Here is a 17,554-nt window from a genome sequence, read left to right as displayed (position 1 = left end):
ACCATAGGAATGCAACTTGCTACCAAGGGACTATATGATACCACCTCGGGACAGTGTGATGCTACCAAGAGACTATATGATATCACCTCGGGACGGTGTGATGCTACCAAGGGACTATACGATACCACCTCGGGACAGTATGATGCAACCACGGGAATATGTATTATTGCAAAAATAATGTATGTTAATACTATTTTTCCGTGATTAATTATCTTATTACTGGAATAAATTACCATTTAAGTTGATTGATTATTGCAAAATGTAAATTATTATCACTATTTTTAAGCATGACTTCGAATAAAACGATTCCCATCAACGAGCTGATCTTATCAGAAATGAAAAAGCAGGAAGTGAGCATAGCTGCAATGGCTAAAAAGCTTGGCTTAAGTTTAAATGCCACTTACAACATCCTAAAAAAGCCAGACATTCAAATCGATCGTCTGGCTAAGATTAGTGAGATACTTCAGGTTAATTTTTTTAAGATACTCGCCGGAGAGCTCAATATCGAAAACCCTGTCAATCCGCAAATAGAGAAGCTTACCACTGAAAATGAAATTCTGAAAGAGGTAATCCGCCTTTTGGGCGGCAACAAATAATACTATTGATATTAATTTGGTATTCTTTTTAACTTGTGAGAATCTTATTTGTTGTTGGCTGTAAAGCAAAAAAAAACAGCGGTACAATTAAGAAACTGTACCGCTGTAACTAATAAAACCAACTATTGATAAACTAATGCTTAAAGTTAAATGAACGTTCGTTCGATTCGTCGGATGAGCTGGTACTTACCCAAAGTTTAAAATCACCATCCTCGGCAACGAAATTCATGTTAATATCGAAGAATTTCAAATCATCTTCCGAAATTGTAAATTGTATTTCTTTACTTTCTCCCGGCTCTAATCCTACTTTTTCGAATCCTTTTAATTCTTTCACCGGACGGGTTACGCTTCCGTATAAATCCTGAACATACAATTGCACCACTTCTTCTCCGTAAACATTACCAGTATTGCTTAACGTGGCATTTACCGTTAATTGCTCTCCTGATTTAAGAGTATTTGCATTTAATTTCACATCTTTTATCGAAAATGTGGTATAACTTAAACCATATCCAAAAGGATAAAGAGGAGAGTTTTCAACATCGATATAAGTGGATTTGTAATCTGCATCAGGATCATTTTTAGGGATTGGGCGACCTGTGTTTTTCGCATTGTAATAAATTGGAACCTGACCAATGTTGCGGGGGAAAGATAAGGTTAGCTTTCCGGAAGGATTGTAATCTCCGGAAATAACATCGGCAAGAGCATCTCCTGCTGTTGTACCCAAATACCAGGCTTCTACAATGGCATCCACATTCTCATTTTCCCACGATAAATCCAACGGACGACCGTTCATAAGTACTAAACCTGTTGGTTTATTTAGTTTTTTAAGCTCTTTTAGAAAATCCTGCTGAACGCCTGGCAGCTGAATATTTGTTCTGCAGGCAGCTTCGCCTGACCAATTAAAATCTTCTCCCATGGCAACAAGAACAAGATCAGCTTTGCCTGCAACACTTAGTGCCGGTTTAAATCCTGATTTATCATTTCCCGTTAAATCACATGCTTGAGCATAGGTAAATTGAATATTTGAACCTTTGTATTTTTCTTGTAATCCATCAAACAGTGAAATGCTTTGATTTCTGTCTCCACGGCCAGCCCATTCTCCGTTTAAACTGCTCTGATTTTTAATCATCGGACCAATTAAAGCGATCGTTTTCTTTGAAGATTTATCGATTGGAAATATGTTTTCGTTTTTTAGTAAAACAACAGAACGTTTCGCAATATTTTTTGCTGATGCCAGAAATGCCGGTTTCATTCGGGTTGATTCTTGTCTGGCTTCATCCATGTAACGATACGGATCGTCGAAAAGGCCAAGTAAAAACTTCATTTCCAGAATTCGACTTACCGCGATATCTATGCTTTCCACACTTACTTTTCCGGCTTCAACCTGAGCTTTTAGGTTCTCCAGATAAACACCACCTGTCATGTCCATATCGATTCCGGCATTTGCTGCCAGTTCTGCAGCCTGAGCTTCATCTTTTGCAATGCCATGTTCTACCAATTCGTTAATTGCAGTATAGTCGGTAACTACGAAACCTCTAAAGTCCCATCGGTCTCTAAGAATATCTTTGTATAAATATTTGCTGGCAGAACATGGCACGCCGCCAATTTCGTTAAAAGCAGTCATGAAGGTTGCAACACCGGCTTCTTTTGCAGCCAGAAAAGGAGGAAGATAGATTTCATTTAGTGTGCGTTCCGAAACTTCAGCTGTATTGTAGTCACGACCAGCTTCTGCCGCTCCGTAGGCAGCAAAATGCTTGGCACAGGCCAGCACCGTATTGGTCGATTTTAAATCTTTCCAAGCTTCGCCCTGAAAACCTTTAACTCTTGCTGTGGCAACCAGTTTTCCAAGATAAACGTCTTCTCCGGCACCTTCCATTACGCGTCCCCAGCGAGCATCTCTGGCAATGTCAACCATTGGTGCAAAAGTCCATGAAATGCCCTCGGCGGCAGCTTCTGTTGCAGCTATCCGGGCACTTTCTTTTATTAAATCAAGATCCCAGGAACATGATTCTGCAAGCGACATAGGAAATATGGTTCTAAAGCCGTGAATGACGTCGTATCCGAAAAGCACAGGAATTTTTAGTCTTGATTCTGCCAATGCAGCCTCCTGAAGCGGCCGGACTTTTTCAACAGTTGCTTCGTTAAACATACTTCCTACCAAACCTTTTTTAAGATAGGGCATTACCTCATTTTGCATTTCCGGTCCTGTAATATCACCTCTTCCGGAGAACTGAGTCATTTGTCCAATTTTTTCCTCTAATGTCATTAAAGAGAGAACAGAATCAACTTTTCGTTCAATTTCGGCATCGCCGCTATAACTCTTGTATTTCGGTTTGGATGTATTGCATGAAAACATTGCAATGGATACCAATATGCTGAATAGTGTAAGCTTTGTTTTCATTTTTCTAATCATTTTCATAGTAATCTGTAATCGCTTTATTGTTTATTTGTAATTAATTATTTGCTCTTGCTAAAGAGCCACTTTACTAAATCAGGTTCTGCAAATGCCTGATCCCAGCTATTGTGATTGGCTTCCGGATAAAGTGTGTATTTTGATTCAGCATTGTATTTTTTTTGCTCATCGTAGACTAGTTTAGAATACTTTCCGGGTACAACATCATCTTTGCCACCATGAAAAAACCAAATTGGAACATGGGAATATTTTGTGACCAATTTCGGGTTGTGTCCGCCGCAAATCACAGCAGCAGCCGTATACTTATCCGGCCAACGGTACAAAAACTCAAGTGTTCCTATTCCTCCCATTGATAAGCCCATGATGTAAATTCTCTTCGGGTCAATATTTCCTTCCTCTACTATTTTATTTACTAACTGATCGGCCATGTAAGCTGGTTTTGTGGGGCCTGATTCCGTAGGAAATTTAAAAATCCAGTCTCCTTCTGCTGATTTTTCTTTTAATCGATGTGTCCATTTAATATCTGGGGGACACTGGGGAAAAACAACAATAGCAGGATACTCTTTTCTGTTTGTTTGATCCAGAAAAAGCTTCGCTCCATGAGTCAGCTGCTTTTGGTTGTCAGTCCCTCTTTCACCGGAACCATGAAGAAATAATACCAATGGATATGTCTTTCCTTTTTCCATGTTTTCAGGATAAAGGATTCGATATTTTAAAGTGTCCTGTCCAAGAATAAAATTGGCTTTCTGATACTGGTTTAAGTCTTGAGCATAAGTATGCCCTAAACTCAAAAAAAGGATCAGTCCGAGACATATAGTGTTAATTTTTTTCATTGTGAATGTTTCTTAGATAATGTTTGATCACGATTTATAACTTACTGTTGAATAGTAAATTCCAGTTTGTTTAATCCTTCTTTTACTTCCGGACAGTTCATGAACAAATTCCAAAGCAAACCAGTTCTGTAGTTTTCAATCATGCATACAATCGGCCCCTGATCGATGGCTAAATAACTTCTCGGATACCAATTGTGTTCAACACTAAAAGCATCGTATGGGCCATATTTACCAAAGGTTTTGTCTCCCAGATTGAAGTAAATATTTTTTGCCACCTTCATACATTCTTCCGGCGCATAAGGAAAAGAGGACAGAGCTGCGGTGGGAGCGATGATTCCATAGTCTTTATCGGGATTATGAGCAGCATAACCCAAATAGAGATCATTTGCAACCAAATCATTTCGTTCTCTTCCGCCTCCTTGTTCCCATTCGCTGTACCCTTTTATGGAATAGCTGGCTGTTAATCCCCACAGATTTTCGCCGTATCCATCAAATTTTTTAGGATTTTGAATGCAATAGGCCCGGTTCATCATTGTATGAGCAACATTAATATCCCAATAGTTGGCATATTTATCAGAACTGATACTTGGATTAAAACCTAAATAGGAATAGTGTGCCCAAAACAAAGGGCCTCCGGCAGATGGATTGCCATTGTGTTTTAGATTTAATGTATATCCGTATTTTGAACTTGGCTGAACAATGTCTCCATTTCGTGCCCAGCCTTTGTGGTATGAATCGGCTTTGATGGAATAGTTTGGCGATGAGGCTCCTGTGATGTACGTAATTAAGCACTCATTATAGCCTTCCAGAGGGAAATTCATTTCCCAGGCATAATTTGGGGACCAATGCCAGTAAAGGACATCGCTGCCGTCTTTCTCGTACCAATTAAATTCAATGCCGTGCCAAAGATTTTTAATTCTTTCGCTCAGTTGTTTTTCTTTTTCCGATCCGGTTTTAAAGTATTCCTGAACACAGATCAAGCCTTGCGCAAGAAAGGATGTTTCAACCAAATCGCCGCCGTTGTCTTTTTGTCCAAAGGGAACTACTTTCCCTGTTTTTCCATCCATCCAATGTGGCCAGGCGCCATGAAAACGATCTGCTTCTTCCAAAAAACCGGCTATCTTTTCGAATCGCTGCACGCCTTCTTCGCGCGAAATAAAACCTCTGTCGATACCAACAAGTACAGCCATAAGCCCGAAACCCGAACCTCCGGTTGTTACAACATGCTGATCGTTTTGCGGATAAATACCTGACAGGTTAATTCGCTCAGGAGCCAAACCCGAATTGGGTTCTGCACCATCCCAGAAATACTGAAAAGTATAATATTGAATGGTATCCAATAACATTTCATCGGATAATCCCTGATAAATTTTTGGGCCATTATTGCCGGTTTCCTCTTCGGGAATGTTTACCTCTTTATCTTTACCACATGATGAAAGGAGCATGAAAAGAGATAGTAAAATTGTATAGTTCATAACTTGTTGTCTTATTTTACTTCAATAACCTGAGAGGTTTTCGAAATGCCATTTTCGTTAAATGCTTCAATTGTGATGTAGTAGGTTTTGTCAGAGTCAAGTGATTTAAGCAAATGTTCATTTTTACCATAAATCATCCATGAATTATATAGCTTGTCCGGAGCTATTCCCCAAATGATATTATATCCCTGGCAGTCTTCCATTTGTTTCCAGCTGATCTTTGCATCGCGTCGGTCTTTTAAGCGTTCAACGCTAAAGTTCTTTACTGTTGATGGTGCTTTGACTGAAGCATTTCCAAATATTCGAATATCAGATATTGCAAGCGATGGAGTAGGAACCTCAATATTGGTATACTTTATAAATCTGGCCTTATAAGCATGATCCAGTTCAACGTAATCGTTGGGAGTGTCTTTAAAGCTTTTGGATTTGTCAATTAATGATTTCCAATTTGATCCGTCAACAGAGTATTCAATCAGATACCGATGTTTCAAATTTTTATATCTGCCGTACATATTCGATTTGTAATCGTGAAAATTGATTTGAACTGCTTTTACATCCATTGGTTTTTCCAGATCGATTGTAAACCATTCTCCTCCAGTATTGGTTTTTGACAACCAGAATGTTTTTACATTTTCATCCGTAAGGTTTTCAATTCCTTCGGGAGATGAACTTTTAATCGGTTTATTGTAAGACAGAAGCATCCATCCACGAAATTCGCCGGTTTTTTCTTTCGAATTTGGGGCATAATGTGGGTAATCTCCAAATCGGGTATTGCTGTACATCAGTCCATCTTCGTCAAAGAAAACAGGATGCATACAAAGTCTTCGTTCCCAGATTTCGTTGACAGAAAGAGCCATCGATCCAAAATGCCAGTAAGCACCTAAGGTTGTTTTTACGATGCTTCCATGTCCGGCTCCGTTCATGAATCCACCAGGTTTGTACACTACCGGATTATGAGCTTGGTAAGTATAGGGTCCCATTGGACTTTTCGCTGTGTAAACACCATCAGCATAAACATTGAACTCCGTGCCCGGTGCAGCATACATCATGTAATAGGTTTCATTGTGCTTTGTTAGCCAAGCACCTTCCATATATCCTTTAAGCAGGGTATCGGAATGGTTTTCTCCAAATCGTTCCCATCCGTGAATTTTCTGGTTAAGGCTGAATAATTCAGTGGTATTTTTTTCTGCAATGAATCTTTTGTTTTTATCTAACTTCCTGCCTCTGATCGGAAACAGGTTGGAAGAGCCCCAAAAAATATAAGCCTGATCGTCATCATCAATAAACAGATCAGGATCCTGAAGATTATTGAGAATGGCAGGGACAATTTTCCAATCTCCTTTTTTCGGATTATCGGTATATAAGACACTCATTTGTCCCGAAGGATCTCCGGTCATGTAGAGAACTGAGTCTTTGTAGTTGTGTGCGGCAGGAGCATTGCATCCTTGAAAATACCATTTTTCGGGCTGAATAAAATCCCAGTTTAGCAAATCTGTAGAATGCCAGTAACCCAATGACCGTGTTACAAACAGGTAGTATTCGCCGCGAAATTCCACTACAGCAGGATCTGCTCCAGAGCGATAGGAAAGGTCGTTTTGGGAATTGTAAATCATGTAGGTGTAGTCAATATTCAGCGGATTGCAATAAGTTTCTGCTGTACGCTGAGAAAAAGCTGCAACACTTACAAAAGTTAAAAGGATGGTTAATAGTCTGAGCATTGGTTTTAATTCTGGTTGAGTAATATTGTATTCCAGAGGTTTCTGGTTGTGAGAAACCTCTGGAATTAAAAATTCTATACTGAGAGATTACTTCTCTGCATCATATATTGTTTGAATTTCTTCCTGCGAAAGAGCCGTATTAAAAATACGTAATTCATCAAGGAAGCTTGAATCTGACAAATGATTCCAGTAACTGAAAGTTTCACCTCCGGCACCAATCGTCATCGTGGTACATCCGGTCCAATCAATACCTTTCGAAAGATCTGAGGATAACATTTCCACACCGTTGAAATAAACTGTGCATTTTGTTAAGGAAACGGTGACTGCAATTTGCACCCACTCGCCGGCAGTTGCATCAATAACACCGCCATCATTCCATACTTCTGCTGTTTCGGTGCCAACATTTAATTTTATTCTTTGTTCGGTTGCACTTCCTTCCCGAAACAATCTAAAGCCCTGGCTGCGGTTTTCGGGAATGTTATTTCCAACTACAAGAATTCCTGCCCGGTCCGGACCAGGGTTTACTTTGTACCAAAATACAGTACTAAACTCTTCTCCAAACAGCCCTTCTGTAGGAAAAGTAAGGTATGAGTCAGCAGCTCCGGCAAAAGCATCACTTCCAAGTGCACTTTCGCCTGCAAAACCTGTTGTACCTACTACTGTGGCTTCATTGTAGCTGATTAAATCGGTATTGTTTCCATCGAAAGGCATATAGAATGTTTCACCATATTTTGGCTGGTACGGATTGGTAACATTAATCATATCTTGAATCTCGCCTGCAGTTAACGCTTTATTGAATAAACGTAATTCATCTATTGCGCTGTTATCCGAAAGATGATTCCAATAGCTGAATGTTTCGCCTCCGGCACCAATTGTCATTGTTTCGCAACCGGTCCAATCAACAGCAGCAGTCAAAGGGGAAGATCTCATTTCAACACCATTAAAGAATATTGTACACTGTGTTTGTGAAATGGTAAAAGCGACGTGTACCCATTCTCCGGCAGCTACGTCAATAACATCGCCATCATTCCAAACCTCTGCAGTACCAATACCTACATTAAGCTTAATTCTTTGCTCGGCACCATTTCCTTCACGGAATAATCTGAATCCCTGATTACGATCAGTTTCATCATCTCCCACAACAAGAATTCCTGCCCGATCCGGCGATGGATTCACCTTATACCAGAATGCAGCAGTAAATTCAGATGAAAGTAATGAGGCAATTGGGTAGGTTAGGTAAGAATTGGTAGTTCCCGAATAAGAATCAGTTCCGATTATACTTTCTCCTGCAAATCCTGGAGATCCAACCTTAGTTGCCTGTACTATATTTACCAATTCATAATAATCACCATCAAATGGCATATAGAACACTTCACCTTCAAATAGTGGTGTATAAGGAGGTTCTTTTGAGAAATTTACCGAGGAAGTAGTGCTTTTGCCTTCCAAATCGGTGGCTGTTACAGTCATAATGTGATTTCCTGTTGCTACATTGTCATAGGTAAATTTTTCAAGAGCTATCCGATAATCAGTAAAAGTATTAAAACCGGCTATCTCATTTCCATCCATTAGCACAGATATGCTTCCAATTTCAATATCATCGGTTACTTTAATATCAATGTCAATTGAGGTAACCAGATCAAGAACTTTTAAGATTGTTCCTTCGGTAGGGTAGTTTATTTTGATTACAGGGGCAGTTTCATCCACTCCTGGTTTCACTGCTGTAATTGGATCAATTCCTTCGTCGCATGCCGTAGCAAATACGAGAGCAATCATTGTGATTAGTATATTTTTAAATAATTTCATCTGTTTATATTTTTTATTTTATGATCAGATGGAACTCCCCAATTACACTCATTCTCTTGGGTGTAATTTTTTTTACATGGTCGTTTCATTTTCTTCATTTTAATGATCAAAATTATTAGTTGCTGCCTTTTAAGACTGGAAGTAAATCAACTTGATTTTGAGGATATGGTAAATAAATCAAATCGGCGTTAAAGGTTCTTCCTTCGTAGCTTAGCTCGTTGTATTTTTCAAGACGAACCATATCAAAAAAGCGTGTTCCCCATTCCATGGCTAACTCAGCAAATTTTTCATCCATAACCTGTTCATTTGTAACTCCTGAAATTGCTGTTAAACCAGCTCTTTCCCGAACTAAATTAACCGCAGCATCTGCAGATATTGAAGTGCTTGAAGCTCCTTGTGTTATAGCCTCGGCATGCATTAATAATATTTCAGCATAACGAATGCAGGTGAAGTTTTTGTTTGTGCCATATGTAGTACGTCCAGGTGTAAGCTGATCTGATGGTAAATAGTGCTTGCCGCTTGCAAAAAGTGCACGTGCATAATCATTAATTACATCTCCCGATCGGGTTGTGTTTGAAATCCACGAAGGTAGAGTTGTGTAGTTCGGATCTTTTTGAATTTCTGCAATGCCTCGGTCCGTAAAGAGTACGCTGGTTTCCAAACGAACAGTTTCACCTCTGTCAAGCATGAATTTGATGTATTTCAAACTAGGTTCCCAAAATCCCCAGCCACTGCCGGCTCCTTCAACTGCTGGAGTCCAACTTTGAGGGCCAAAGAATTCGAAAAGGTAACTTTTACTGTCGCCTGAACCTTGTCCGAAGTCAGAATATTGCATTTCTAACAAATTTTCATTGTTTAGCTTCCCGGGAATTTTAAACAGCTCGTAAAAATCAGCTTCCAAGCTAAATTTATTTGAACTGATAATTTGCGAAGTAGCATCAGCAACAGCCTGATAGTTTTTCAATTCCAAATTTGCAAGAGCTTTTATCGCAAGTGCGGTGTATTTGGTTACGCCGCCACGAATATCAGTTCTTTGATTCGGATTCATATCCGGTAAAAAAGGAATTGCCTCGTCCATTTGATCAGAGATGTGCTGCATTACATCATTTTTTGATGTGATATCTGCAACCAATAATTCTGTAGGATCTGAACTCGTTGGAACCAGAATATTTCCCCATGTTCGGGATATATTAAAGAGAATCCAGCTGCGAATTGTTTTTGCTTCTGCAATGTACTGGTCTCCTAAGTTTTGGTTTCCTGTTTTGTCGGCATACAATTGAATTTGCTCCATGGTACTGTGAGAGGTGATTACATCGCGGTATTCACCTTCCCAGGCCGAATTGTACATCCAGAAATCTTTGTTGTAATTGTATCGGTCAGTCTCGGCAAAATCTTGCTGATCACCTAAACCTCCTGCATTCACATCATCTCCCCGAACAGACATTAATGGATTTGTTTCCCAGCCTTTATTGTTGAATTCAGCATAAAGACCAAGTAAGGGTGAAATCATATTTTCAGCAATAGAATAATCAGTGCTGTCTGTAATGGCAATATTCTCGGCTGGTTCGTCTAATTTGTCATCGCAGGCCGTTGCAAATAGAATTGCAGCTGCTGCAAGGGTGATCTGTATAGAATATTTAAATAGTTTCATGATGAAATGTTTTTTCGAATTAAAAATTAACATTTAAGCCAAGTGTATATACTGCAGGAATAGGATAGGTTTGTGTATCAATTCCATTTTCTACTTCAGGATTAAATCCATTGTAGCTAAATACGGTTAAAGGACGATCTGCAGTGAATGAAATTCTAGCATCAGGAACTTTTACACCAAACACTACCTTTTGTCTTAGATTGTAAGCAACTTGAATGTTCTGAATTCTGAAGTAGGATCCATCTTCAACAAAATAATCACTCATCTTTTGGTTCCAGCCTTTTCTTAATCCTGCAGATGAAGGATATTTATTTGATGTTCCCTCACCATGCCAACGGTTTTTTGCAAGATCAGCATCCAGGTTGCCATCATTTGTCCAGATTAACTCACCGCGTTTACGATTGAGAATTTTGTTTCCGGTTTGTCCTAAAATGTTCATTGTGAATTCCCAGTTTTTGTAAGTTATGCCAAGATTTGCACCGTACATGAAATTTGGAAAATAAGAGCCTAAAACAACTCTGTCGTCATCATCAATTTTTCCATCCTTGTTTTGATCTTTGTATTTTAAATCCCCGGGAGCTAACCCATTTTCCACGGCAACAGGATCAGCGGCGACTTCAGCCTCATTTTGATAAACACCAACTACCTCACGTCCGAAAAATGCCAATAATGGTTCACCTACAATCGAACGTTGACGAAATTCTGCTTGTCCTCCGTCTATATATGGCTGACCAAACAAATCCCTTACTTCGTTTTTAAGAGTAGAAAAGTTTGCTCCAATTGAGTATTTTAAATCTTTCGTAATATTGTCACTCCAATTTAAAGCCAGCTCGAATCCCGAGTTTCTTATTTCTCCGGCATTTCTTCTTACAGTGCCTCCTATAAGAGGATTGGTAACATCTATAACTGCATTTTTTGTGTCGCGGATATAATAATCAGCATCTACAGATAATCTGTTGGCAAGAAGAGTTGTTGTAATACCAAAGTTTGTTTCTTCGGTAACTTCCCATTTAAGAGAAGAGTAGGTACTCGAGGTTGTTGTTCCGGAAACTAAAACACCATCAATTGCAGTTGTTACAACGTTGGTTGAATTTGCACCATCGCTGGCCGCGATTTTATTATTTCCCAGTTTACCCCAACTTGCGCGAAATTTTAAAAAATCAACAAGTTCTACATTCTTCATGAAGTTTTCTTCTGAAAGAACCCAACCAGCACCAACAGTTGGGAAATAACCCCATTTCTCCTGATACTTTGAGCTGCCATCAGCCCTCATTGTTCCATAAAGTAAATATTTGTTGTTGAAATTATAAGACATTCTTCCAAAATAGGACATCCCATACTGTTTTCTTCCGTCATCATTAACACTATCAGATGGTTTACTCTGTGATTTACTAATGTACCAGTTTTCTTCAAGTCCAGATGGGAAATTTAAACCGGTTGCACTAAGATAATTCCAGGTTTCATCTCTGTATGATGATCCAGCCATAAGGACAAGGTTGTGCCCTCCAAAGCTGTCGGCATAGGTTAAAATATTATCCCATGTTTGGTTTGTTGTGGTTTGAGAGTTTTTTTGAACCGAGTCATCAGTACGCTTAAAATTAGTGCTGACAAAATAGGCAAGATCAACAAAACGTCCTTCCTGTGAAGTGAAATCCTGACTGTAAGTGGTTTTGAAATTTAATTTTTTTGGTATTAGATCCAGTTTAGCATAGAAATTTGCAAGTACTTTTTTTGTTCTAATACGATTTTCACTTAAATCCATTGTTGGAAACGGGTTTTTACCTCCCCGATACCCTAAGTCTTCAGCACTCGCATATTTTGTTGGGCTTGCAGCAGTATTTAGTTCATCGTAAACAGGCATAATTGGTACCGCAAAATAAGCCACATTCCAAGCAGCCGATTCGGGTTCATATTTGGTCGAATTACTCAGTATTACATTTCCTCCAATTGTGAACCACTCATTTGCCTGAAAGTCAATTTTTGAACGAAGGTTAAAACGTTCATACTCATTCTTCATATTCAAAATACCTTCCTGGGTAAAGAAACTTGTTCCAATTGAGTAGGTCGTATTCTCGTTGCCTCCGGATACGCTTAAACTATGGTTTTGAATAGCTGCAGTGCGCATAATTTCGTCATACCAATCTGTATTTACGTTTGGTACATTTGGATTTATACGACTTCTGCCGTATCGCTGCATCGCATTTAATATGAATTGTTCATCTGCCGCCGATCCTGATTCTAAGGCCATATTCGTGTATTGTTCAGCATTTGCCATTTTCAATACATTCTGAGCCACTTGATATCCGTAATAGCCATTGTAATTAATTTTGGCTTTTTGATTTCGTTTACCGGATTTGGTTTCAATTAATACAACTCCATTTGCAGCCCGCACTCCATAAATTGCAGCCGCTGACGCATCTTTAAGTACTGAGGTTGATTCAACATCAGCCGTATTTAAAAAATCGATGTTGTCGTAAAATACTCCATCGACAACATACAAAGGCCCTTCATTGTCATGTCCGGGATAAGAACCAATACCACGAAGGCGTATGGTTGGTGATTTACCCGGTTCACCGGAACTAATAACCTGAAGTCCTGCAACTTTCCCTTGTAACGATTGCATAACGTTACCAGAAGGAGTTTTAACCAAGTCTTCTGATTTTACTGTTGTTATTGATGACGTTAGATCTTTTACGCTCATCTTTCCGTATCCAATAACAACTACTTCATCCAGACCTGTGGTAGATTCAAGTAAAGACACATTGATTAAGGTTTGATTATTTACAGGAATTTCCTGTGTTTTCATACCTATAAAACTGTAAACGAGTGTAGCATTGCTTAAAGCTTCAATGCTGTAGTTCCCATCAATATCTGTTACAGTTCCTGAAGTGGTTCCTTTAACAAATACGGTAACACCAATTAATGGCATTTCAGATTGGTCTGTAACTATACCTGTAATGTTAGTACTGCTTTGTGCAAATACAGATATAGAAAACAACAAAAGAATTAGGTTAGATAATAGTAATCTCATGCTCTTTTATTTTTGATTGTTAATAACCTCATAAAGGTCGGCTTATATAGGTGTTTGTTCCAAATTGATCGTGTTTATTAAACCTCAACAGAAATAAAAATTAACACAACATTGCCACTACGTATGGTTGTTAAGTGTCTTTTAATTAGATACTTTATCTATGTTTAAAAATGTGAAATATTTTGAGGTGATAATGTATTTAAACGATATTTTTATATTTGGGTAGTGAGTATGTTGGGGTGATAATTTGAATTTTAGTTCGGTTTAATAAATCATAATTAAATTATGGAGGGCTGAAAAGTATCATTTTACGAAATCGTTTTCGGATTTGTGGCTGTATTTAAGGTACTGAAAAAATAGGATTGTTCAGACTTATTAATCAACAAATCCAGCCGCATTTTTATTTAGTCTGTATTTTAATAAAAATTAAACAAACGAGCAATTTGTTCATATCCTGTTGGTTAGGTGTTTTTTTGAAGAGTAAAGCAAATCAAGTTACAAAAAGCCAAACTTTAATCGTTAAATTTGCGTAATTAAAGTAAAAAAAATAGCCTTTCATCAAAAGGCAGATGCTTGGAGGTTTGGAGTAGAAGGTTTTAACGAAAGAGTGAATATGAAAAGATTTCTACAGCTTATTGGTGTTACGATAGTTATAGGATTTAGTTATCATTCTGGAACAGCACAAATTGTGCGGCCAGTTAATGATACAACTATTTGTGTTGGTGAATCTGTTATTTTAGAAGCACAAACAGGTTCATACATGTACAATTGGAGTACAGGACAACTTTCATCTGCAATTAGTGTTTCTCCGGCAGTAACAACCACATACAATCTTCGTGTTTTTGTTCCGGATACAGGAACTGAGTTAATTTCCAATGGTGACTTTGATTTTGGAAACATTGGCTTTTATAGTGAATATATTTATTGTCCGGATCCAGTATTTTCTCTTGCCAATCCTTCAGCTAGTGAATCTTTATATCAAGAGGGACGATATGCTGTTGACAGTAATCCTCAGGCTTATCACCCCAATTTTTCCGCATGCTCTGGTCATACAGGAAATAATCCTGATAAAATGTTGATTGTTAATGGTGCTCCCGATGAAAACGTAGTTGTGTGGAGCCAGACCATTACGGTAAATCCGAATCAATATTATGCATTTTCTACTTGGGCTGCAAATGTTCATCCAACCAATCCGGCTCGATTGGAATTTATGATTGATGGAGTTTTAATGGGGGATTATATTGAACCTGGTGTTGGTTTAACTTGTAACTGGGAAGAGTTTTACTCTTTGTGGTATTCAGGTACAAAAACATCTATTGAAATATCAATTGTAAATAAAAATTTAATCCGAAGTGGTAACGATTATGCCTTAGATGGTATTTCTTTTAATCCTTTGGTTGAAGTGCCGGACAGCAGAACAGTTACAGTAATTGAACCTGCGGCTATTGATGCGGGTTCAGATATTACTATATGTGGTAATGAAACTGCAGGTTTGAGCGCAACAGTTTCCAACCAAACAGGTTTCTTGTGGTCAACTTCAGGTGATGGTACTTTTTCTAATCCTTCAAATGTTAATTCTAGTTATACTCCGGGAAGTAATGATGCAGCCGCTGGCAGTGTAATACTTACAGCAACAGCTAATTCGAATTCACCTTGCGGAGCTGTCTCTGATTTTTTAACTCTTAATCTGAATCCTGTTCCTGTTATTGGTTTTGGTGATAATCAGGCATCATGTGGTGGTGGAAATGTTATTTTAGATGCGGGGAATGCAGGTTCAGTTTATTCATGGAATACAGGGGAAACTTCCCAAACCATTGAAGTGTCAACAGCCGGAACCTATTCTGTTGAAGTGACAAATTCTTTTAATTGTGTTAAGACTGATAATGTTTATGTTGGTTTCTATGCAAATCTAACAATTGACTTGGGACCTGACCGCACAGTATGCTCCGGAAGTCCAGTGGTTTTAAATGCGGGAATTTCAGGAGCAACTTATCTTTGGAGTACAGGTGAAACAACACAAGAGATTATTGTATATGGTGATGGTAATTATTCCGTTACTGTCACAAATGCATATGGTTGTAATGCAACAGATGATATTAACGTGACTTTGGTTCCACCTCCGGTGGTTGATTTGGGGCCTGATCAGGTTTTGAACGCAGGTGACGTAATTCGATTGGATGCAGGAAGTCACTTCTTCTATATTTGGGATGATGGATCAAGAAACAGATATCTGGATGTTGATAAGCCAGGTTTGTACGCTGTTCGTGTTTATGATATGAATGGTTGTTCTGCTATGGATATGATTAATATAACCAGTGCAACCGGAAATATTCCTGATGTTACTCTAAATGATACCATTATTTGCAGAGACGAATCGGTTGAGCTTTATGCTGGAAATGATTTTCTGTTTAATTGGGATGTTGATGGTCTTTCTTCAAGGGTAGTTGTATCGCCGGATTCAACAACAACATATCATCTTCGTGTTTTTTATATTGATGAAACTCTAGAGTTGGTTGAGAATGGTGATTTTACTTTAGGGAATATAGGTTTTCAAAGTGACTACTACTATTGTTCAAGTACTTCAAGTTGGTCGTGTAGAAGCCGTTCAAGTAAATATACGGTTAGTAGTAATACTAGGACATTTGGATCAGATAAAAGCAGTTGTATAGGTGTTACTGGAAATTCTCCCGATAATGTAATGGTTGTTGAAGGTGGATCTGTAAATAATACAGTTTGGGAACAGAATATTACTGTAGATCCAGATAGCTATTACGTATTTGCATTGAATATTACAAATCTTAAAAATGATAGTTTTGATGATTTTGAGCTGGTTGTTAATGGTGTTGTAATCGAAAGCTTTAGTACCAATTCTCCTTGTAATTGGGATAAATATCAAAGACTGGTTTATTCTGACAGCTCAAGTTCTTTAAATGTTCAAATCAATAATACAAGTACAACAGGTGTTGACAATGCTTTTGCTTTGGATGGTATTAGTATGTATAAATTATCTGAGATTCCATTAGATGTAACGGTTGAAGTTATTCAGCATGTAACTGCTGATGCAGGTTCAGATCTTGCTATTTGTGAATCAGGGACAGCAAGTTTGAGCGGTGTTGTAAGCAATGAATCTTCATTTATCTGGAGAAGTCTAGGGGATGGTTTTTTTGACAATACCGGAATTTTGAATCCTACTTATACACCTGGTAGTGCTGATATTTTAAATGGATTTATTGATTTAGAGCTAAGTGCGCAACCAATTGTTCCTTGTGTAAATCCTGCATTGGATACTGTGAGGGTCGATATTAATAGTAACCTGAATTTGAATTTAGGCTCTGATCAGGAGATCTGTCAGGGAAATACAATTAGTTTGGATGCTGGTTATGTTGGTGCGAGTTATTTATGGAATACAGGCGAAACCACTCAGACAATTACGGTTTCAACTTCTGGGAATTACAGCGTAACAGTAACTGATGCCAACGGCTGTTCAGGAACTGATGATATAAATATTACCGTTCATCCAAATCCAATTGTTGATTTGGGTGCAGACCAAGAGGAGTGTAATGGAAATAATATCATGTTTGACGCAGGCCATCCAGGATCTACATATTTGTGGAGCACAGGAGAAACCTTGCAAGGAATTTTGGTGACCACTTCCGGGAATTATTCTGTTGTGATGACTGACGCCAACGGCTGTTCCGCAACAGACGATGCCAATGCAACCATTCATGCCAACCCAACAGTTAATTTGGGGGCAGATCAACAAACCTGTTCGGGCAACAGCATCACATTTGATGCCGGCAACGCAGGATCAACTTATTTATGGAGTACCGGAGAAATTACTCAAAGCATTACAGTTTCTACTTCAGGCAATTACAGCGTAACAGTAACAGATACCAACGGCTGTTCCGCAACAGACGATGCCAATGCAACGATTCATGCCAACCCAACAGTTAATTTGGGGGCAGATCAGCAGACTTGCTCAGGAAATACGATCACTTTTGACGCCGGCAACGCAGGATCAACTTATTTATGGA

At 38.6% G+C, this 17,554-nt stretch carries 9 protein-coding genes; 2 read left to right on the top strand and 7 right to left on the bottom strand.

Translation table 11 applies throughout. The annotated features are described in order from the left end of the window. Positions 1–287 precede the first annotated feature (287 nt). Positions 288–596, top strand: a complete 309-nt coding sequence (locus tag BZG01_RS06400) for a helix-turn-helix domain-containing protein (protein ID WP_101309006.1) — start codon at positions 288–290, stop codon at positions 594–596. A 133-nt stretch (positions 597–729) separates the two neighbouring features. Here BZG01_RS06400 and bglX read toward each other — a convergent pair whose 3' ends face one another. The 7 genes from bglX to BZG01_RS06365 form a co-directional block, all read right to left on the bottom strand. Beyond that, a complete protein-coding gene (gene bglX, locus BZG01_RS06395) occupies positions 730–2,997 on the bottom strand; it encodes a beta-glucosidase BglX (RefSeq protein WP_101309094.1) in 2,268 nt (755 codons plus the stop codon). 56 nt (positions 2,998–3,053) lie between these two features. Beyond that, positions 3,054–3,842 carry a carboxylesterase family protein gene (locus BZG01_RS06390; protein WP_101309005.1) on the bottom strand — a complete coding sequence of 263 codons (789 nt, stop codon included), beginning with the start codon at positions 3,840–3,842 and terminating at the stop codon, positions 3,054–3,056. A gap of 41 nt (positions 3,843–3,883) precedes the next feature. Beyond that, positions 3,884–5,317: a glucoamylase family protein gene (locus BZG01_RS06385; RefSeq protein ID WP_101309004.1), complete on the bottom strand. Its 1,434-nt coding sequence runs from the start codon at positions 5,315–5,317 to the stop codon at positions 3,884–3,886. Between the two features lie 11 nt (positions 5,318–5,328). Continuing rightward, positions 5,329–7,035 carry a family 43 glycosylhydrolase gene (locus BZG01_RS06380; RefSeq protein ID WP_101309003.1) on the bottom strand — a complete coding sequence of 569 codons (1,707 nt, stop codon included), beginning with the start codon at positions 7,033–7,035 and terminating at the stop codon, positions 5,329–5,331. An 87-nt stretch (positions 7,036–7,122) separates the two neighbouring features. Further along, positions 7,123–8,838: a LamG domain-containing protein gene (locus BZG01_RS06375; protein WP_101309002.1), complete on the bottom strand. Its 1,716-nt coding sequence runs from the start codon at positions 8,836–8,838 to the stop codon at positions 7,123–7,125. Positions 8,839–8,953: 115 nt separating this feature from the next. After that, positions 8,954–10,489, bottom strand: coding sequence for a RagB/SusD family nutrient uptake outer membrane protein (locus BZG01_RS06370; RefSeq protein ID WP_101309093.1), 1,536 nt, complete (start codon positions 10,487–10,489; stop codon positions 8,954–8,956). Positions 10,490–10,508: 19 nt separating this feature from the next. After that, positions 10,509–13,520, bottom strand: a complete 3,012-nt coding sequence (locus BZG01_RS06365) for a SusC/RagA family TonB-linked outer membrane protein (protein ID WP_101309001.1) — start codon at positions 13,518–13,520, stop codon at positions 10,509–10,511. Between the two features lie 613 nt (positions 13,521–14,133). Here BZG01_RS06365 and BZG01_RS06360 point away from each other — a divergent pair. Next, the coding region (locus BZG01_RS06360; RefSeq protein ID WP_143470848.1) for a hypothetical protein at positions 14,134–17,554 on the top strand (3,421 nt) is incomplete at its 3' end.

It is taken from the genome of Labilibaculum manganireducens (assembly GCF_002843385.1).
Lineage (GTDB): Bacteria > Bacteroidota > Bacteroidia > Bacteroidales > Marinifilaceae > Labilibaculum > Labilibaculum manganireducens.
Note: the sequence above shows the minus strand (reverse complement) of the source record. Positions and strands in the feature narration are given on the sequence as shown.

Excerpts from the sequence above, each read along its gene's own strand:
- bglX (WP_101309094.1), bottom strand. The coding sequence starts at position 2,997 with ATGAAAACAAAGCTTACACTATTCAGCATATTGGTATCCATTGCAATG.
- BZG01_RS06375 (WP_101309002.1), bottom strand. The coding sequence starts at position 8,838 with ATGAAATTATTTAAAAATATACTAATCACAATGATTGCTCTCGTATTT.
- BZG01_RS06370 (WP_101309093.1), bottom strand. The coding sequence starts at position 10,489 with ATGAAACTATTTAAATATTCTATACAGATCACCCTTGCAGCAGCTGCA.
- BZG01_RS06365 (WP_101309001.1), bottom strand. The coding sequence starts at position 13,520 with ATGAGATTACTATTATCTAACCTAATTCTTTTGTTGTTTTCTATATCT.
- BZG01_RS06400 (WP_101309006.1), top strand. The coding sequence starts at position 288 with ATGACTTCGAATAAAACGATTCCCATCAACGAGCTGATCTTATCAGAA.
- BZG01_RS06385 (WP_101309004.1), bottom strand. The coding sequence starts at position 5,317 with ATGAACTATACAATTTTACTATCTCTTTTCATGCTCCTTTCATCATGT.
- BZG01_RS06380 (WP_101309003.1), bottom strand. The coding sequence starts at position 7,035 with ATGCTCAGACTATTAACCATCCTTTTAACTTTTGTAAGTGTTGCAGCT.
- BZG01_RS06390 (WP_101309005.1), bottom strand. The coding sequence starts at position 3,842 with ATGAAAAAAATTAACACTATATGTCTCGGACTGATCCTTTTTTTGAGT.